Source organism: Shewanella chilikensis, from assembly GCF_002836945.1.
Lineage (GTDB): Bacteria > Pseudomonadota > Gammaproteobacteria > Enterobacterales > Shewanellaceae > Shewanella > Shewanella chilikensis.
In genome coordinates, this window is sequence record NZ_NIJM01000039.1 from 22000 (window position 1) to 39988 (window position 17989).

Below are 17989 nucleotides of genomic sequence, written 5' to 3' on the forward strand. Positions count from 1 at the left end.
AAAGCCGTGAGATTCTCGTGAAGCAACAGTTGCTATCCAAATTTGCCCCGGCGCTTATTTTTGCTGCCTCCCTGTTTTTGGGCGGCTGCGCCACTTCGCCTCCCAAAGATCCCGATAATATCTGCGCCATCTTCAAAGAGCACAGATCTTGGTACAACGCCGCCAAGGATGCCCGCGAAAAGTGGGGTGTTCCCGTGCATGTGCCCTTGGCCATGATGTATCAGGAGAGCTCCTTCAAGCATAATGCGGCGCCACCTATGGAATATTTCTTGTGGATTATTCCCATAGGGCGCGCCAGTGATGCTTATGGTTATGCCCAGGCCAAGACCATGACCTGGGACGATTATGTACGTGAGACCGGCAACAGCTGGGCCAGTCGCAGCGATTTTGATGATGCAATGGATTTTATGGGCTGGTTTATCTACAAGAGCCATAAGATCAATGGCGTGTCCAAGTGGGATGCCCGCAACCAGTATCTCAATTATCACGAAGGCTGGGGCGGCTACAAACGTGGCAGTTATCGCAGCAAGGCCTGGTTGGTGCGGGTGGCAGATAAGGTAGACAATCGCTCCCGCCGTTATGCGGCGCAATATAATCAATGCAAGGAAGATTTGGACGCATCTTGGCTTTGGCGCCTGTTTTTCGGTTAACGCCCTGAGAATAAGAGACGATAATCATAGCAACGGAATTGACCGCTTATCTGGATTACTGCAAGCGTTTGCTATAACACAAGAGAACCCAGCTTAGCTGGGTTCTCTATTTGGACAGGTTATAGCATCAAGTGTTTTCCATGTCATTTCTCAGCCTTTACTCTTGCCGAGACTTCCTTCTTTTTCAGACCTTGAAGACACTTATCTGTTTTTTCAGTGCGGCGGCCAACTCTGTCAGTTCTTTGGCTGAGGTGACTGTTTCTGTGGCACGGATATCGCCTTCACGGGCCAGATCGGTTATCTGATGCAGGTTGCGGGTCACTTCCTCGGCTACAGCACTTTGTTGTTCGGTAGCGCTGGCAATACTGCTGACAGATACGGCTAGATCGGCAATTCGCTGGGCAATGGCAGTTAACTGATTGTTGGCTTCCTCTCCCTGCTCGGCGGAGCGATTACCCAACTGATGGCTTTGATCCATACGCATAGCCGTATCTTTAACCTTGGCTTGCAGCGAAGTGATGGTCTGACCGATTTCCGAAATCGACGCCTGGGTGCGGCTTGCAAGGGTACGCACCTCATCGGCCACCACTGCGAAACCGCGTCCTTGTTCACCGGCACGGGCGGCTTCGATGGCGGCGTTCAGTGCCAGCAGGTTGGTTTGCTCGGCGATACCATTGATAACCTCTGTAATGGTGTTGATGGCTTCACTCTCTTTGGCTACACCTTCGACAGCGATATGACTTTCACTCAGTTGTATGCTGAGAGTTTCCAGTCCCTGTACTACCTGAGTCAGTTGCTGGTGACCGGCGCGGGAGGCTTCATCCACCTGTTGGCTCTGGTTGGCGCTTTCTCCGGCGTGATTGGCGACATCGCGTATCGAGGTGGACATCTCCTCGATGGCGGTAGCTATTTGATCGGTTTGAGCCATAAGCGCTTGGGCTTCATCGCCGTTGAGACGGGCGACTTCCTGGGCTTGTTCTGCCTGGTATTCCAACGTCTGTACCGAGCCTTGCAGTGCCTGAAGCAGTTGCTTGAGCCCCATGGTCATTTCGGTGACACTGTTGCTTATCCGCACTACTTCGTTTTCGCTGCGGCTGTCGAGTTTTGGCAGTGCTTGGCTGAAATCGCCTTTGCCCAGGTTTTCCATATGACGTTGCAGAGTTTGCAACGGCTTGACGGTGCGTACCAGTACAACAGAGAGCAAAATAGTGATAACCAAAATGCCAACCACGGCGACCATGGCATTGATCAGCAGCAGAGTCTGGCTCTCTTCATTCAGCTCAGCAGCCTTAACCTGACCAATAAGCTCCCAGTTCCAGCCGGGGATAGTGGCACTGTAGGCAATCATCTCCACGCCTTTGCCATTGAGGTAGCTCTTGACTCCTTCACTGTTCATTAGTTCATCAAGCGGCATGCCGTCCAGCTCGGCCTCTGTGATGGTTTGCCCCTGAGGCAAACTTGGATGAGCCACTACCACTTTGTCGGCGCGGCGCAGCAGCAGATAGGTGCCACTTTCCTCCAGGCGTAACTGTTTGACCGATTGCTGCAGCTGAACCAGGGAATCGCTAATGTCGAAACCTATGTAGAGAATACCTATCACCGAGCCCTGAACGTCCTTGACCGGACGGTAAACTGTCATATAGTCGCGGCCGAACAGCTTGGCATAGCCCTCATAGTCTTGGCCCTGAATAAGTTTTTGATAGCCCGGGTGTTTTGTGCCTAGGTAAGTCCCCAGAGCGCGGCTGCCATCGGCCTTTTTCAGTGAGGTTGCTATACGAAGGAAGTCATCGCCGTCACGAACGAACACTGTGGCATTACCGCCGGTGAGGTTGGCATATCGGTCAACTTTACTGCGGGATGAGTTGAGCTGTTCCTTTTCATGCATTAATGCCGGGGTATCCATTCCGAGAACTCTAACTGTCTTGTTTTCCGGTTTATGGAATTGGCCCGGATACATGGCCCTGAATACATCGGCATTGCGATGAGCCAGGGATAGCAAGCTCTCGTATTGCAATGCCAGCAGATCATCGACCCCATGGACCTGTTGCTCCATGGCGGTTATCGCTTTCTCTTTCAGGGTAGATGAGGCTGTCAGGTAGGAGATGCTACTCAGGACGCCAAACACCAAAATTGTCAGCACAAAAGCCAGTGTGCCGATCTGTTTGGCGATAGGCCAGTTGCGGTAATTCATTATCGTTATTCCTGTTTGACCGGTTTGTTGAACTTTATCTCATTCAGGTTAAACAAGTTTTGACCTGAATCTAACTATGGACCCGACCTTTTATTTTAGAAGATGCTTTACTATAGCGGTACTGCGGGGGATAACTTTATGTTTTTTATATCATATTTAAAAAAATGTGCTTTATGACGCTTGCAGTTTTGTTCGCGCTCTTGATTAAACCATAAAGTGGGTAAATCAGATGATGGGAAATAATTTTTTATAAGCGTCTGATTATTATTGGTAAACTTGAAAAATTACGCATATTCCTCATGGGGAAACATATATTCTTGTCTGCAGAGGCTTGGGTGAGGCTCGAACAGAGTGCTGCAAAGCAGTTTGAGGAGCAAGCGGGTTGATACTAGGGCGACTCGCGCAACACCAATACCGACGATAATCCGGCCTGCGCTTGTCTTTTGGGGTCAATATTCATTTTTCAGGGGCAAGTTGCGGGAACACTCGGGCTGCGGCTTCAACCACAGGGAATAGACCACAGGCACCCAAACCAAAGACAAGAGGGTGGTCAGCGCCGTGCCTCCGGCAATGGCGATGGCAAAGGGCGGCCAAAAACCACCGCCGGCCAGGATCAGCGGCAGAAAGCCGCCTACGGTTGTGATGGTGGTCGAAGCGATATGACGGCTGCAGCGCATGACCCCGGCAAGAATAACGTTTGTGTTGTCCAGGCGCGCCAGAGGCTCGGACTCGAGCTCCGCCAGGATCACTATTGCGGCATTGATGGCAAGCCCCATCAAGCCCAGCAAACCTATTATCACGGTAAAGCCAAAGGGATAACCCAGAGCCCAGACAGCCAGCAGCCCGAGCCCCGCCGATTGCAGGGCGCTGAGCAGAATGATCCCCGTCAGCCTGAAGGAGTTGAAGGAGAGCACCAATACGCTCAGCAGCAAGGTGATTACCAAGACGATATTGGAGAGTAGATTACCCACGGCTTCATCGCGTTTGGCACTCTCACCGCCTATCTCTATTCGGTAGGAGGCGGGCAGTTTAAGCTCGGCCAGTTTGGGTTTGACTCGCTCCAGCACTTTTTGCGGCAGCACGCCGGAGGCGATATAGGCTTCGAGTATATTAACCCGTTGGCCATTATAGTGAGGAATGGCGCCGCGACTGGCATTGACATGGCTTTGACTCACGGCCGAAAGCGGAATCGACTCACCATTGGGCGACAGCAGACTTATTTGTGACAGCCTCGATTGCTGCTCGCCGACACCGGCGCCGAGCTTGACTCTCACCGGCAGCGATTCGGTTTGCTCCAGCAAACTGCCGCCGGTGATGCCTGTGGTGGACATCTGGATCTGCGAGGCAATCTCACTCAGACTCAGGCCGGCCATCAGGCTGGCATCTTCATCGAGCAGCAGCCACACCTTAGGTGCCCCCGGGCTCAGGGTCGCCCGGGTATGGATCACATCCTGGGTCTCGGCCAGCAATCGCCGCACCTCATCCCCAAGCTCGGCCAGGCGGTCGAGGTTGGGACCATAGAGTCTTAACTCCACCGGGGCGTTGAAAGGAGGGCCCTGCTCCAGTTTACGCACCAGGATCTGCGCATCCGGATAGTCCTTATCCAGCCGCTGTTGCAACTCGGGGATTAAGCGATTGGCGGTGCGAAAGTCGCGGGTTCTTATCATCGCCTGGGCGTATTGGCTGGCGCCTTGCTGCTTTTGAGTCAGGTTGTAGTAGAAGGAGGGCACGTTCCCGCCTATGACCCAATTGACACTTTCTATGCCGTCAGTACTGCGCAGCTCTCTATCGAGCTGTTTGACTCTTTGTTCTGTCCTCGCCAGGCTGGCATGGGGCGAAAGGTAGAGTTCCAGCTGGAACATGTTTCTGTCCGATGGCGGGAAAAACTGCTCTGTCATCTGCCCGGAGGCCACAAAGCCTGCCAGCGGCAAGATACCGATCAGCAGCGCGGCAGTTTTCGGGTAGTTGAGCGCCAGTTGCAGAGTCTGGCGATAGGTTCTGGCAAGCCTTGGCAGATTCACTCCGTGGTGATACCAGCGGTTGTCGTCCTTGGCGCGGCTGAAACGCCCGGCGAGACCGGCTATCAGGGTGTGGGAGATGAGGTAGGAGCCGAGCAGGGCAAAGATCACTGAAATGGCGATACCGCTGACAAACTCTCCGGCGGCGCCCGGCATCAGCACTATCGGTGCGAATGCTAGCATGGTGGTGACAGTAGAGCCGGCAAGCGGCAGCCAAAGGTGCCTGATGGTGGTATTGACCGCCTGCAGCTTACTCATGCCCTCGCGGCGGCGCTGGGCAATGGCATCGACAATCACAATAGCGTTATCCACCATGATCCCCAGCGCCACCACCAAGCCGGTGACCGACATTTGATGAATGGGCAGGCCGGTAAACTTCATGCAGGCCAGGGTGAACAGCGCCGTCAACGGCAGTGACAAGGCGACGATAAGCGCATTGCGCATGCCGACAGTCACCAGCAGCACCAAAAGAATCAGTACAAACCCCTGCAGCAGATTGAACAGCAGTTCCTGCAGGCGCTCGTTGGTGTAGCCTTCCTGTTCAAATAGCCATTGCATGCGGATATTGGCGGGAAAACTTTGCTCCAACTCGGCTGTGATCCGGCGCACTTGTTCACTCCAGATATCTACTCGAGTGTTGTTGAGCATGCGGGCGGCCACCATAATACCTGGCTCACCGTCAAGCAGCGCCAGATTATCCGGCGGATCCTTGGGCTGGCGATTGATTGTTGCGATATCGCCAAGGCGGATCAGTTGCCCGAAACTGTCGGTCTTAAGCGGCACTTGACGGATACGCTCCAGCGAGTCCAGCTCGCCGGAAACCTCCACCAATGCCCGGAAGCTCTGGTTGTTGATTTCACCGGCCGACACCTTGGTATCGGCCTGATTGAGAATGTTGGCGACGGCTCCCGGTGTCAGTTCGAGCCGATTGATACGCTCGCCATCCAGCGTGACCAGAATTTCCTCCGTCGGCGCGCCATAGAGTTTGACAAAGTCTGTGCCGCTCAAGAGCCGCAGTTTGCTTTGCAACTCTTTGGCGTAACGGCTGAGAATGTCAGGTCGCGCTTCACCGCCGCCGTGCCATCCCAGGCCTATGATGGCGGTATAGGCGTAACCCAGCTGATCGTCGAGCACCGGCGGATTGACACTCTGTGGCAAGCGGCCGACGCTATCGGCCAGCAGATCTCTGGCTCTCGACCAGACTGGTTCGGTTGCTGTTACGGTATCTTTGAGCTCGAGTTGAATCACCGAGACCCCGGGTCTTGAGGTGGACTGGACAAGCTTGAGCTCTTCCAGTCGTCTCAACTCATTTTCCAGTACTTCAGTTACCAGAGCCTCGACCCGTTCGGCGGAAGCCCCAGGATAGTTGGTGATCACAGAGGCAAAGCGGTTGGTGATATGAGGGTCTTCGGTGCGTGGCAGGCTGGAAATGGCGCCGAGCCCGGCAACCAGCAACAGGGCTATCAATAGGCTGGCGAGACGACCATTCTCGACGAAAGCCTTGATGAGAGGGTTCATTGACCACCTCTAACCGCCAATGCGGCGCCTGGCACGACTCTTTGCCCGGCAACCAGTTTGTGCAGGCCCGTGGTAACAAACTGCTCTCCAGGGCTGATGGCGCCGCTGATAAAGGCGTTGTCGCCCTCGGTATAGACAATTTCCACATCGCGGCGCTGCAGTTTAAACTCATCGGCATCTTGCTTGAGCACATACAGATTCCACAGACCGCGAATACCGTCGGTGAGCGCCGACACCGGGACCCAGTAGCCTTCACGGAGAACTTCACGGCGGTATTGCAAATAAGCCAGTTCGCCATTGATTGGTGTCGTTTCCGATGTGGGGGTGATGCTGAACCTGAGCTGCACTGTGCGGGTGACGGGATTTATTTGGCCGCTGATCCCTTTTAATTTGGCTTGGTAATAGTTTTCGGCGACTCTGAGCTTGAGAATGACACCGGGTTGCAACTGCTCGGCAATATTCAGCGGCACCCCTATCAGAGCCTGCAGATTGTCGCTCTGCACCAGGGTAAAGACCGGGCTGCCCAGGGCGATGACCTCGCCGAGGTTGTGCTCTCTTGCGGCTACCACCCCGGCAAAGGGGGCGATGAGAAGCGATTTCTGCCGCTTAAGTTCATTGGCCTTCAGTGAGGCTTCCAGCCTAGCGTGCCCGGCTTCCAGGCTGGCCAGCTTGCCTTTGAGCTCGTCGAGTTGCTGCTCGGAAAGATATTGTTTGGCACTGAGCTCCAGTGAGCGTTTTAATGTTGCTCGGGCCAGCGAGATATCGGCTTGATTCTGATCCAGCGCTGCCAGTAACTCGGTTTGCTCGGCTTCCAGTAAGCTGCTATCCAACTGTGCCAACAATTGTCCGGGTTTGACCCTGTCACCAGTATCTACCAGAAGTTTTTGCAGTTTGCCTGGGAGCTCGAAACCTATGCCCGTGGTATTACCGGCTCTGATACTGCCACTGAATTGCTGTAACTTGGTATAACTAGGCTTAAGCACAAGATTGGCACTGTTGACCACTGCGGGCTTGATTTCACTTTGCTCAACGGGCTGTGGATGGCAGGCGGATAGGCATAACATCAAGGTAAGGGCTGCCAACAGCGCGCTGCGGCCCGAACCTTGGGGCTGGGTGAATTTGATTTTCGGCCCTGAAGCGTTTGTTTTTTTAACTTCCTTGATGCGCTGTTGCAATGACTTCTCCCTATGCCGATCGCCGCTTGTTAGCAATAAGTTAAACTGGACTTGCTAGTCTAATTTGGCTGAACTGGACTGTCTAGTCTATTTTGTGCTCTAATGCCTTTCAAGACGTTGCCGAACAAGGTGTAAGTCATAAAGTTATGAATAATCAGCAATTAACGCGTAGCGAACAGAAGAGGGCTCAGATACTGGAGGCCGCTATCGAACTCTTCTGCGCCCAGGGATTTCCTCATACCAGCATGGATGAAGTGGCTAAGACTGCCGGGGTATCGAAACAAACGGTTTACGCTCATTTTGGCTGTAAGGATGAGCTGTTTGTGGCGGCTATCGAGTCCAAATGTGTGGTGCGTCAGGTTGCCGAAGAACTATTGGCCGACGCTGCCCGGCCCGAGCAGGCGCTGGCGGTGTTTGCCGAGTACTTCGGCGAGCTGATCGTCAGTGAGGATGCCATTACGGTTTATCGCGCCTGTGTTTCCCAGGTCGATACCCATCCGGAACCTGCACAGCTCTATTTTGATGCCGGTCCTGAGTATATGTTGGGGTTGCTGGTGGACTTCTTTACTCAGGTTGAGCGTCATGGCGGGTACCACTTCGGCAACAAGCGTCAGGCCGCGGTGAGGCTGAGCCTAATGTTGTTTGGTGAGCTGCGGCTCAGAAAAGAGTTGGGGCTGAACACAGGGCAACTCGAGGCGCAGCACAGGGATTATTGCGTTGAGACGGCCGGATTGTTTCTTAAAGCGCATAGGTTGGGGTAGCGTACGGTTATAATTGAGTTTTTATTTGAACGGCAAAAGGACATGAGATGAACAAAACGGCTACAGTTATCTTGCTGAGCACTTTGAGTGCCAGTGCAGGGTTGCTTGCCGCAGAGGCTTCGACATCCCGCTATAGCCTGAGTTTGGCCACTTTTGAAAATGCTGACTCGGATATTGATGGTGGCGGGGAACTGGGGCGTCGCAGTTATCTTCTGGGAGCGCGGGCTGACTGGCAACTGGATAAACGTTGGGGGCTGGGTGTCAGCCTGGGGTATGACAAACTGGACTGGGATTTTTCCGATTTACCTGGCAATAGTGTTGCCGATAGAGTTTTTGCTGCCAGCCAGTTTGACTCGGCCCAGCGTTATTCGGCTTCCATCAGCCTGAGATATAATCTGAATAGACACTGGAGCTTGATGCTAACGCCTCAGTTACAGTATGCCTACAGTGATGAAGTTTCCTCTTCGGATGCCGAAAGTTATGGTGTGATAGCCGGTGCCATTCACAGGTTCAACTCGGGTAATATGTTGGGCTTTGGTATTGCATATCTTAATGATATCAGTGAGGTGCGTACGGTTCCTTATCTGCTTATCGATTGGCAACTCAGTGATAGATGGCGGGTGGGTAACCCGTTTCAGGCGGGTTTTACCGGTCCGGCAGGGATAGAGTTCAGTTATCGGATCTCACCGGATATGGAGTTGGGGCTGGGAGCATCCCATCGCACCGAGCGGATCTTGGTTGGGGAAAATGAGCAAACGCTGGAACTGACCGAAGTCAGCAGTTTTGCCCGTTTGGGCTGGCAGTTGGGACAAGGATTCAATCTCAACGCCTATGTGGGTTACTTCATCAACCCGGAACTTGAGTTGAGTGAACCTGAGATCAAGCGCGAGTTGGATAACTATCTGGCAGGCGCTGTTCATCTTAGCTATCGTTTTTGATTGACTTGCCCGCCGTGGCGGGCAACTTCTCCCTTTCGATTGAGCGATTCTCTGGCTGAGGAATTCAGTCGGCCAGCATCGCTTTTTTCAGGCTGCTCTGCGCCGGTTCATCGCCGAGCCAGATATTCAGCAGCGCGCGGCGAAAGTTCTCTCCGGTGATGGTGTCTTGCAACTCACCGTTCTTGTAGGCACTGACACCGTTTTCCTGGCTGGTATACAGGAGGAAGCTGTCGCCTTGTTTGATTTCTTCCTGAAACAGGCTCATAAATCGGTCGATATCGGCCTGTATGGCTTCGGTTTTGCCGCCTGTAGCGTCATCGAAACCTTCAGTTATCGCCGAGCGCATCTTATCTGCGGTGATAAGACCCGAGACTATTTTCAAGCTGACCGCCGCTTGAGGCTGCGCCAATACCTCGGCTGCTGTGGTCGCTTGTGTTGGCAGATAGAGACTGCCGATGTAGAGATCCATAAAGAACTTGCTGCGTACCCCGGCTCCATTGAGTTTAAGCGGCGTTGCCGCCTGAATGCTGAGGGTCTCTGGAATATTTTCACCGGCAATTTCACGGGCATCCACAGTGGCAGACAGCGATAAGCCCAACAATAGAGCGGTTAAGGTTATTTTTTTCATCTTGTTCTCTTGATATTGGTCGTTCTGAGTGGCTGAACCGGCAAGGTTTTTCTTGTTCACTGAATGTTTGCCAAAAACCTTCCTTAGCCCCGTAGACCCATTTTGAAGTTGCCATCTTGACTAAACCAAACGGCTTGCTTGTGTTTGGGGCTTATCAGTAAGGGACCATCGTCGAAAAACAGAAAGCATTTCCAGTTACGGGCAAAGATTTCCCAGCGAGTTTGGATCACCTGATACTTTTCATAACAGAAATATACAGGGGCATCCGCGGGCCAATCGATGAAGTCGGCCAAAGGTTCCGGTAGGCTGTTGTCTTCGCTGTCCCAATGGCTTTGCCAGTGTTCGGTCTGGTGCCAGGTGGAGCTGCGGCTGGCCCAATCGCCCTTGGTAAAGTCTTCGGCGCAGCTGCTTTTGTTGCTTATCCAGCGATTCCACACTTCCATGGCGCTCTTTTGATCCAGCGGCAATATAGCCGTCTTATCCAGGTCACTGACCGGCAGATCCTTATGGTTGAAGATCCATTTACGGCGATACTGATCGAGTGGAATATAGCTGTGATTCAAGTTTTATTCTCCGGAACTGCGCTTATTTGCCGGGGCATTATAACGGTGGCGAAAGGGGAAAAGAAAGGCCGCATGAAACGGCCTGGGGAAGGCGCACCACTTGCAAAGGGCTTGGGCCATTTGCTGCGAATCATGCCTTGCACCCTATCCTGTAAGCCGACGCAGAGCACATATGGGGCTTGATTGTATCTTCGCTAATTCTGGGTTTGCAGTTCGGTTAATCCCTGCTTGGCGCTGAGATTATTCGGGTCGAGCTCCAGGACTCTGGAAAATGCGGTGATGGCGGCTTCATTTTGTTGCACCGCGCGCATAAATAACGCCAGTTTCAACCATACCTGCAAGTCTTGCGGATATTTGCCGAGGTAATCCAGATAGGTTTCAAGCGCCTGCTGTCCTTTACCACCGAGGCGTAAGACATGGGCATACTGCGGCAGAAAACTGTCGTTCAAGCGGCTCAACTCAGCTAGGGTGGTTTCGGCCAACGGCAGCATATTGAGCTGTAGCGCCAGTATGGAAATCATTCTGAGCTCGGTTTCGGTTGTTTGTTCCTGATTGTCATAGCTTTCTGTCGTTTAGGATGGTTACTTTTGTTGGGTTTATTTGTGATTTGAGTCAAAAGGTTGATTTGATGTGATTGTTATCATTGCGCGCCGTGAGGCTCGGCACCGAACCACACCTCTTTATTTGGGCTGACTGTTTCGGCTCAAGTGCATTCCAAAGGAAATGACATGCGACTTAAATTCAGATTTATCAAGTTGTTATTATGCTCTGTGCTGGCGGTTCCTGCTGTTGGCATGGCGTCTGAGCTCGATCGCTTTGAAAACTTGTCCGGTACCTTGAACATTGCCGGTGGTACCGCGCATATCCCTGTGATGAAGCAGGCGGCAAAAACCATTATGTCTGCCAATAACGACATTCGCATTACTATTGCCGGTGGCGGCAGTGGCGTGGGTGCTCAGCAGGTTGCCAAGGGACTGGTTGAAATCGGTAATACCGGCCGCCCTCTGAAGCCGGGTGAATTGAAATACGGTCTGCTTTCTTTCCCATTTGCCATCGATGGCGTTGCGGTTATCGTCAACCCGGCCAACCCCATTCAACAGCTGAGCTCGCAACAGGTGATGGATATCTATTCCGGTAAAATAACCAACTGGAAGAGCCTGGGCGGTGAAGATCGGCAGATCAATATTTTCACCCGTGATGAAGCCAGCGGTACCCGCTCGGTATTCGTTAAAAAGTTGCTGAATAAGTCGCCGGTTTCGGCTCAGGCCAATGTTGTGCCTTCCAATGGTGCGATGAAAACTGCGATTGCCCGCGATCCCGGTGCCATAGGTTACAGCAGTGTCGGTTATATCGATCAGACAGTGAAAGCGCCAATATTGGATAATGTGCTGCCCACCAATGAAGCCTGTGCTTCCGGCGAATACCCTGTAGTGCGTAAGTTGTATATGAATACCAAGGGACAACCTCAGGGGCTGACCCAGGCGTTTATTGACTATATCTATGGTCCAGACGGCGCTGAATTTATCCGTGAAGCCGGATATATTCCTGTCGGACATTAATGACTCATGACCACACAGATCTCCGCTGAGCGGATACTGCAACTTCTGGCCGCATCAGTATTGTTGCTGATAGTGCTGCTGTTTGGGTTTCTGATGTGGTTTGCATTGCCGGTGTTTTTCAACCCGCAAACCAGCGTGTTGTCGTTACACTGGCAACCGGAGCAGGGGCAATTTGGCATAGTTGCCATGATTGCCGGCTCCGGTTTGTTGGGACTGCTGGCCTTACTGTTGGCATTTCCTATCGCCCTTGGCATCACAGGGTTTTGTTTATTACCTCGCTATCGAAGGCCAGCGCGCTTTATCCGGGCGCTGATCCGCTTGATGGCCGGGATCCCGACCGTGGTGTATGGGTTGGCCGCTGTATTTTTGCTGGTGCCGCTGATCCGAGAAACCTTTCGAACCGGTTCGGGGTTCAGCCTCATCAGTGCCACTCTGGTGATAGTGCTGTTGATCTTGCCTGTGATGGTGATGATGTTGGACAGCCAATGTCGCCCTTTGGCCAAAGAACTCAGAATGGTGTCTGCTTCTCTGGGGTTCAGCGATCTCCAGACCCTGTATCATCTGGTATTACCCAATGCCCGCCGCGCCATGGCCAGCGCCGCCTTACTCGGTTTTGGCAGGGCCATAGGCGATACCTTGCTGCCTTTGATGCTGGCCGGCAATGCGCCGCAGCTTCCGGACAGTGTATTTGATTCGGTTCGCACCCTGACGGCGCATATTGGCTTGGTGCTGGCCACGGAAAATGACAGCGCCATGTACAACTCACTGTTTGCCGCCGGTTTGTTGCTGCTCACTATCAGTGTGCTGGTGACTCTGTTGATCCGCTATATGACTTCGTCTGCCAAGGCCACCACCGAGGGTTCTGGGTCTTGAAAGCCAAGTGTTTCCATTATTGGTGTTTATTCTGCAGCGCCACGCTGTTGCTGTGTCTCTTGTCACTGCTGGGATTTATTCTATATCGAGGCGTTCCCACACTCAGCCTGTCACTCTATTTTGGTGATACTGAACCCTTAAAAGGTTTCTTGGGACAGGCGCCTATCTGGGATGGTATTTGGCCTGCCTGTGTCGGAACCCTGGCGGTGGTTGCCAGTGCTTTGATGATCGCCTTGCTGCCCGGACTGGCAACCGGAATCTGGCTGGCAACGGCGAAAACATCCAAGACAAAGGCACTATTGGAGCTGGCGGTCGATATCCTGGCAGGCGTTCCCTCTATATTGATGGGCTTGTTTGGCTTTACCCTTATTCTGTTACTGCGTAACACCTTGCTGCCTTCTGCCAACACCTGTTTGGCACTGTCGGCATTTTGCCTGGCGATGTTGATCATTCCCTATCTGGCCGTTTCTACCCGCACGGCGCTGCAGGCGCTGCCTGTGTCTTTGAGTTTAACCGCACTCTCGCTCGGCATGACACAGTGGCAAGCTTTGCGCTTTGTATTGTTGCCCCAGGCCGAGCGCGGGATCCGCGGCGGCATCATGTTGGCCATCGGCCGGGCCGCAGAAGATACCGCGGTGATCATGCTGACCGGCGCCGTTGCCAATGCGGGGTTACCTGGCGGGATCTTTGAACGGTTTGAAGCCCTGCCTTTTACGATTTTTTATTACAGTGCCCAGTATCAGAGCGAGGCCGAATTGCAGATGGCGTTTGGTGCCGCGCTGACACTCCTGTGTTTAACTGCCACGGTATTTTCCATGGCCAACTGGGTGACACGTTTTCCCGGAAGGAATCATTAGTATGGCGTTATCAAAGGCTGCGGATGTCGCGGGCACTGTGTCTAACCTCAGTGTGTATTTTGGTCAACAAGCGGCACTCGAAAACATCAACATGCAGATCCATCGGCGGCGGATCAATGTGCTCAGCGGGCCGTCAGGCTCGGGAAAAACCACCCTGTTACGGGCGCTCAATCGCCTCAATGACGAATATCAACATAGTCGTACCCGGGGTGAGATAACGCTTTGCGTGGCAGATAAGCCGCTTTCGGTCAATCAACTGAAAACCACAGAGTTACCCTATTTGCGCCGTAAAGTCGGTATGGTGTTTCAACATCCGCAATTGCTTCCCGGTAGTGTGGCGCAAAACCTGTTACTTCCCTTGAAAGTGGTCGGTAACCTGCAGGGGGAGGCCGCGCTGAAACAGATGCAGCAAGCCTTTGAACAGGCGGCATTGTGGGATGAGGTCAAAGATCGCCTGTCGGCACCGGCCTCAACCTTATCCGGCGGGCAACAGCAGCGCCTTTGCCTGGCCCGCACCCTGGTTTTTGAGCCGGATATCTTATTGCTCGATGAGCCTACCTCTTCACTCGATCCCGAAGCTACTGCACAAATTGAAGCCTTGATAAAACGCCTCGCAGGTCATTGTACCCTGGTGATGGTATCCCACTGCGAACATCAAACGGCCAGATTGGCCGATCATCTTTATCGTTTTGAGTACGGGAGATTACGACCCGAGTCGGCATGAGTGCGCCGAATCACTCTTTGCCTGGCTTAATCAAAGAGTGATTCGGACTCGCTTTTGCAATTGCTCGGCTTAATCGTCGAGATACTTGGTCTGCTCGGTGTAATTCGGGGTCAGCAAGTTTTGATACAATTTGGGGTTCATGTTGAAACCGCCGAATTTGCTTATGGTGTAGCAAAGGACTTTCAGCTTGAGCTTTCTGAAGCTGGGAGGGATAGGTTTAAGGAACGTACAGCAATCGATACTCAAGCGTTCCAGTTTCTCAAGCGCCAACATGGATTCGGGCAGAGACTCAGTGACAAAGTCCTCCAGAGATAAGGTATCCAACTCGGTAAACTCACCGATAAAATCAGGGATAACCTTGATATCGCCGCCTCTCAGAGAAAGCCGCTTTAACGGCAGTGCTTTAAGCCCCATGGGGAAATGATCCAGGCTCTTGTGCATTCCCATCAGTTTAAGGTGATGCAAGCGGGTATATTTCACCAGGGCCTTGGTGGCCTCCAGACCAAACTCATAACACAGGGCCAGTTTCAAGGTTTCCAATGCCGGCGCATCGAGTGAAACCAGGGTTTTAAGATCACTGCGTGAAATCAACAGGGTTTTCAGCCGTGGCAGCGAAACATTGGCAGGGAAATTGTCGAATTTGTTGAGTTTAACTGTCTCAAGCTTGGGGCTACTCGTTAGCAATGGGCCAAGGGTAACGACGTCTGTATTGTGCAGCTCCAGCGAGGTCAACTGGGTAACGGCGGGGCAATTCAAACTAGGTAAAGTCTCCCTTTGGTCTGCGTATCCATCCTCACGCTCAGTCTCAGTCTCAACTTGGGCCGGGTCAATATTGAGCGACACTAGATTGGGGCAATGCATTAATAGATCGGCGATTTTAGCTGTCGCCAGTCTAGTGGTGAAGGAGGTGAGCCGCTCTGGCTGAGGCAGGTATTGAGACAGCTCTTCCCCCGTGTCCGGCGTGTCATCGTCAGGGTAGTATTTCATCACAGCTGTAGAAATATTGCTGAACAGCTGCCGTTCATTGTCCACCGGGCAATGGTTTAGAATGAGTTCATCCAGGGTTAGTCTCTCGGTCGGTGCAATAAGGCGATGACAGCGGTCGATTTCCAACTTTTTGATTTTTCGTGGCAACAATGACGCATCTATGGTGAGTTTTTGGCCGTTTATTATGCTGAGGCTGTCCAGCGCCGCTATCTCTTTAAACGACTCGGGTATGGTTTCCGAGCTGGTCGAATTAAAACTAAGATTTTTAAGGCTTTGACATAGAGACAGTTCATCCCAGAAGCCGTCGTCGCCGAAATCTGCCCCCCAGATGCTCTCCAGTTGCGAAAACGCCTCAAAAGGGAAGCGAATGCCGGTTAAGTCTCTGGTATAACCCAGGTGCAACTCTTTGAGATTAGGAAAACATGCAGCATGCTCACAGACCAATGCCAGCAGTTTCTTTTCTTGGATTTTAAGCCGGGTTATATCTTCATATACCTTTGGGGCAAAGCGGATATCTATGCCATTAGTGAAAGATGTTTTTTGATTGCCAAGCACCGTATTGGCATGGATTGAACTCAATAACGGGTTTTTCCATAGTGTCAGCTTATTGAGGTTGGCTAAGGTCAGTTGCTCATCAATAGATGCAAGTTGGGGACAGCATGAGATTTTTAAGTGTTGCAGCTGTGGCAGCTTATCCAAGTTAGTGCCAAGGCGTTGTAAATCAGGGATTCGGCCCAGATCAATCTTGGTCAATCCGGCCGGTAAATCAAAAAGCTCGGCGCCGCAGATAGGGGTATCGTACCAGGTTAGGCTGCTGAGGTTTGTCAGTTGGCGAAAATCAAGATCCAGACTTTCCAGCGGCACTGAGTCAATTTTAAACTCTTGCAGTTTCTTTAGATTTTCAATGCTCTTGGGCAGTGTCTTGTAATCGCCTTCAATGTTGAGCTTTTCAAGCAGTGGCAGGCTACCGATACTTTCCGGCAACCGTTGTCCACAAAAGGGCACGTCTTCGATGGCCAGAAAAGTCACCGAGGGGAAACGCGCCAACAGCTCGGGGCGCTCGCAGAGTGCCTCCAGTGACTGACCGGCTCGAATATCTATGATGGTATATCCAAGCCTGGCATAGAGGTAATCGACATCCAGCTCGGCCGACAGGCTGGCATACTCGCAAAGGACACAGAAGACATCTCTCATATCCGGCTCTTTCTCGCCTTTAATCAGTTTCTTGCGGCACTTGAAGGCATTCTGAATATCCTGGCTCGCATGCTGTTTCAGCAGTTGACGGATCTCTTTCACGCAGTCGGTATCTGCGCTGCATTTGCCAATCAGGAAAAGGTCGTTGATGAATTTCTCAGGAAAGCCGGCACTGTTTTTAACAGCATTAAAGTAGTCGGGGAGGGATTCTATAAATTGGGACATAATATAAACAACTTATTGTAGGGTATAGTTACTAAGCCTGCTGGCCGCTGCAGATGCTTAACGCTGTAGTTTTATCGTTCTGATTAACTTGAGCTTAGGGGGACACAGGCCCTGGATTTGGCCTGTGTCGCTGTCGATAGTGTGTGCCGGAAGATGTGGAACGAAATGGATTGCAAGATGCCCGGTAGAGTGCATCGAAAAGTGCACCGAATATGACATCGACAATTACAGATGGAGTAGCAGCATAAGATGCTGCGCAATGCGAAGAGCTGACTAATTCCATTTACCGATTTTCCTTCCAGTGACCACAAAAGTGGCCCGCACTCAAGCTTGCTACCGTATTTTACAAGAGTTGAAGGCCCTGTACAATCAATGGGATAGATATAGGCCAGCAATACTGGAATGATGTTTATGCAGATAACAGCCTTACAGGTGGTGTGACCGAAAAATCCAGTCAGCGCAGCTTCTAGGACCGGATAACTGAAAGAGCGGGACTGCAGGCAAAGGCAAGGGCAAAAGTGTCACCATTCATGATCTGCGTCGGTCGATCACCAGTTGGAGCGTGATGCGCGGCGGCTGATGTTGAAACCACGGGCAAATCACCAGTAGGCTGCTAGGCCACAGTGACATTAGCATTACCGCCAGCACCTATGCCCACTTGGAAATAGAGCAGGTAAGAAGAGAGCTTGGGATTACTACAGCGGCTTTGTTGGGGGTGGGAACTGAGGTTGGCGAAGTCATGAAGGAAAGCAGGGTAGAGCGGCTGATAAGGGAGATAAAGGAACTCTCGCCGGAAGAGCGGCGAGAGTTGATGGAGCAGATAATACAGGACGATAATACAGGACAGCCATACCTTTTTGATGTTTCGCTCAGCTTTGACTAGACTTTGAAATACCCATCAAAGCTCAGTCGAGGTTGGTTATGACCACCGCCCGTCGCCAGTTGATAGATGCTGAAAGTACACCCTTTTACCACGTGATTAACCGTTGCGTGAGAAATAGTAATACAGGACAGCCATATCTTTTGATGTTTCGCCCAGGCTTGACTAGGCTTTGAAATACCCATCAAAGCTCAGTCGAGGTTGGTTATGACCACCGCCCGTCGCCAGTTGATAGATGCTGAAAGTAC

General features: G+C 52.1%; 15 protein-coding genes and 1 pseudogene. 9 read left to right on the plus strand and 7 right to left on the minus strand.

Annotated features, from left to right (window positions below):
• The first annotated feature begins 17 nt into the window (after positions 1–17).
• A complete protein-coding gene (locus tag CX651_RS14315; protein WP_224868004.1) occupies positions 18–650 on the plus strand; it encodes a transglycosylase SLT domain-containing protein in 633 nt (210 codons plus the stop codon).
• Between the two features lie 184 nt (positions 651–834).
• On the opposite strand, the gene CX651_RS14320 is transcribed toward CX651_RS14315, so the two are convergent.
• The 3 genes from CX651_RS14320 to CX651_RS14330 form a co-directional block, all read right to left on the minus strand.
• Positions 835–2841, minus strand: a complete 2007-nt coding sequence (locus CX651_RS14320; protein WP_101056586.1) for a methyl-accepting chemotaxis protein — start codon at positions 2839–2841, stop codon at positions 835–837.
• 449 nt (positions 2842–3290) lie between these two features.
• Complete coding sequence (locus CX651_RS14325) at positions 3291–6377, minus strand: efflux RND transporter permease subunit (RefSeq protein WP_101056587.1); 3087 nt, start codon at positions 6375–6377, stop codon at positions 3291–3293.
• Positions 6374–7441: an efflux RND transporter periplasmic adaptor subunit gene (locus CX651_RS14330; RefSeq protein ID WP_101056598.1), complete on the minus strand. Its 1068-nt coding sequence runs from the start codon at positions 7439–7441 to the stop codon at positions 6374–6376. Before CX651_RS14330 ends, CX651_RS14325 begins: the two co-directional genes overlap by 4 nt.
• A gap of 257 nt (positions 7442–7698) precedes the next feature.
• On the opposite strand from CX651_RS14330, the gene CX651_RS14335 reads away from it, so the two are divergent.
• Both CX651_RS14335 and CX651_RS14340 read left to right on the plus strand, forming a co-directional pair.
• The gene (locus tag CX651_RS14335) at positions 7699–8313 is read left to right on the plus strand and encodes a TetR/AcrR family transcriptional regulator (protein WP_101056588.1); all 615 of its coding nucleotides are present in this window, start codon (positions 7699–7701) and stop codon (positions 8311–8313) included.
• A 47-nt stretch (positions 8314–8360) separates the two neighbouring features.
• Positions 8361–9251 carry a DUF6268 family outer membrane beta-barrel protein gene (locus tag CX651_RS14340; RefSeq protein ID WP_101056589.1) on the plus strand — a complete coding sequence of 297 codons (891 nt, stop codon included), beginning with the start codon at positions 8361–8363 and terminating at the stop codon, positions 9249–9251.
• 64 nt (positions 9252–9315) lie between these two features.
• Here the strand turns inward: CX651_RS14340 and CX651_RS14345 are convergent, their stop codons facing one another.
• The 3 genes from CX651_RS14345 to CX651_RS14355 all read right to left on the minus strand — a co-directional run bounded on the left by CX651_RS14345 (position 9316) and on the right by CX651_RS14355 (position 10963).
• Positions 9316–9879, minus strand: a complete 564-nt coding sequence (locus CX651_RS14345; protein ID WP_101056599.1) for a chalcone isomerase family protein — start codon at positions 9877–9879, stop codon at positions 9316–9318.
• 83 nt (positions 9880–9962) lie between these two features.
• Complete coding sequence (locus CX651_RS14350; RefSeq protein WP_101056590.1) at positions 9963–10442, minus strand: DUF2947 domain-containing protein; 480 nt, start codon at positions 10440–10442, stop codon at positions 9963–9965.
• Between the two features lie 194 nt (positions 10443–10636).
• Complete coding sequence (locus tag CX651_RS14355; protein ID WP_101056591.1) at positions 10637–10963, minus strand: tetratricopeptide repeat protein; 327 nt, start codon at positions 10961–10963, stop codon at positions 10637–10639.
• A gap of 207 nt (positions 10964–11170) precedes the next feature.
• On the opposite strand from CX651_RS14355, the gene CX651_RS14360 reads away from it, so the two are divergent.
• From CX651_RS14360 to CX651_RS14375, 4 genes are read left to right on the plus strand one after another with little or no spacing between them, the layout of a single operon-like run.
• Positions 11171–12001, plus strand: coding sequence for a phosphate ABC transporter substrate-binding protein (locus CX651_RS14360; RefSeq protein WP_101056592.1), 831 nt, complete (start codon positions 11171–11173; stop codon positions 11999–12001).
• A 6-nt stretch (positions 12002–12007) separates the two neighbouring features.
• Positions 12008–12874, plus strand: coding sequence for a PstC family ABC transporter permease (locus tag CX651_RS14365; protein ID WP_039034380.1), 867 nt, complete (start codon positions 12008–12010; stop codon positions 12872–12874).
• Positions 12871–13731, plus strand: a complete 861-nt coding sequence (locus tag CX651_RS14370; RefSeq protein ID WP_025889858.1) for a PstA family ABC transporter permease — start codon at positions 12871–12873, stop codon at positions 13729–13731. Before CX651_RS14365 ends, CX651_RS14370 begins: the two co-directional genes overlap by 4 nt.
• Position 13732: 1 nt before the next feature.
• Positions 13733–14455: a phosphate ABC transporter ATP-binding protein gene (locus CX651_RS14375; protein ID WP_101056593.1), complete on the plus strand. Its 723-nt coding sequence runs from the start codon at positions 13733–13735 to the stop codon at positions 14453–14455.
• Between the two features lie 69 nt (positions 14456–14524).
• Here the strand turns inward: CX651_RS14375 and CX651_RS14380 are convergent, their stop codons facing one another.
• Positions 14525–16861 (minus strand): leucine-rich repeat domain-containing protein, encoded by a 2337-nt coding sequence (locus CX651_RS14380; RefSeq protein WP_101056594.1) that lies wholly within the window; start codon positions 16859–16861, stop codon positions 14525–14527.
• Between the two features lie 658 nt (positions 16862–17519).
• On the opposite strand from CX651_RS14380, the gene CX651_RS14385 reads away from it, so the two are divergent.
• Both CX651_RS14385 and CX651_RS20160 read left to right on the plus strand, forming a co-directional pair.
• Complete coding sequence (locus CX651_RS14385; RefSeq protein ID WP_101056595.1) at positions 17520–17744, plus strand: hypothetical protein; 225 nt, start codon at positions 17520–17522, stop codon at positions 17742–17744.
• A gap of 38 nt (positions 17745–17782) precedes the next feature.
• Positions 17783–17863, plus strand: a pseudogene (locus CX651_RS20160) (transposase); the annotation flags it as partial.
• Positions 17864–17989 lie beyond the last annotated feature (126 nt).

Bases quoted from the DNA above. Each gene is read 5' to 3' on its own strand.
- CX651_RS14320 (WP_101056586.1), bottom strand. From the start codon at position 2,841: ATGAATTACCGCAACTGGCCTATCGCCAAACAGATCGGCACACTGGCT.
- CX651_RS14325 (WP_101056587.1), bottom strand. From the start codon at position 6,377: ATGAACCCTCTCATCAAGGCTTTCGTCGAGAATGGTCGTCTCGCCAGC.
- CX651_RS14330 (WP_101056598.1), bottom strand. From the start codon at position 7,441: ATGTTATGCCTATCCGCCTGCCATCCACAGCCCGTTGAGCAAAGTGAA.
- CX651_RS14335 (WP_101056588.1), top strand. From the start codon at position 7,699: ATGAATAATCAGCAATTAACGCGTAGCGAACAGAAGAGGGCTCAGATA.
- CX651_RS14340 (WP_101056589.1), top strand. From the start codon at position 8,361: ATGAACAAAACGGCTACAGTTATCTTGCTGAGCACTTTGAGTGCCAGT.
- CX651_RS14345 (WP_101056599.1), bottom strand. From the start codon at position 9,879: ATGAAAAAAATAACCTTAACCGCTCTATTGTTGGGCTTATCGCTGTCT.
- CX651_RS14355 (WP_101056591.1), bottom strand. From the start codon at position 10,963: ATGATTTCCATACTGGCGCTACAGCTCAATATGCTGCCGTTGGCCGAA.
- CX651_RS14360 (WP_101056592.1), top strand. From the start codon at position 11,171: ATGCGACTTAAATTCAGATTTATCAAGTTGTTATTATGCTCTGTGCTG.
- CX651_RS14365 (WP_039034380.1), top strand. From the start codon at position 12,008: ATGACCACACAGATCTCCGCTGAGCGGATACTGCAACTTCTGGCCGCA.
- CX651_RS14375 (WP_101056593.1), top strand. From the start codon at position 13,733: ATGGCGTTATCAAAGGCTGCGGATGTCGCGGGCACTGTGTCTAACCTC.
- CX651_RS14380 (WP_101056594.1), bottom strand. From the start codon at position 16,861: ATGTCCCAATTTATAGAATCCCTCCCCGACTACTTTAATGCTGTTAAA.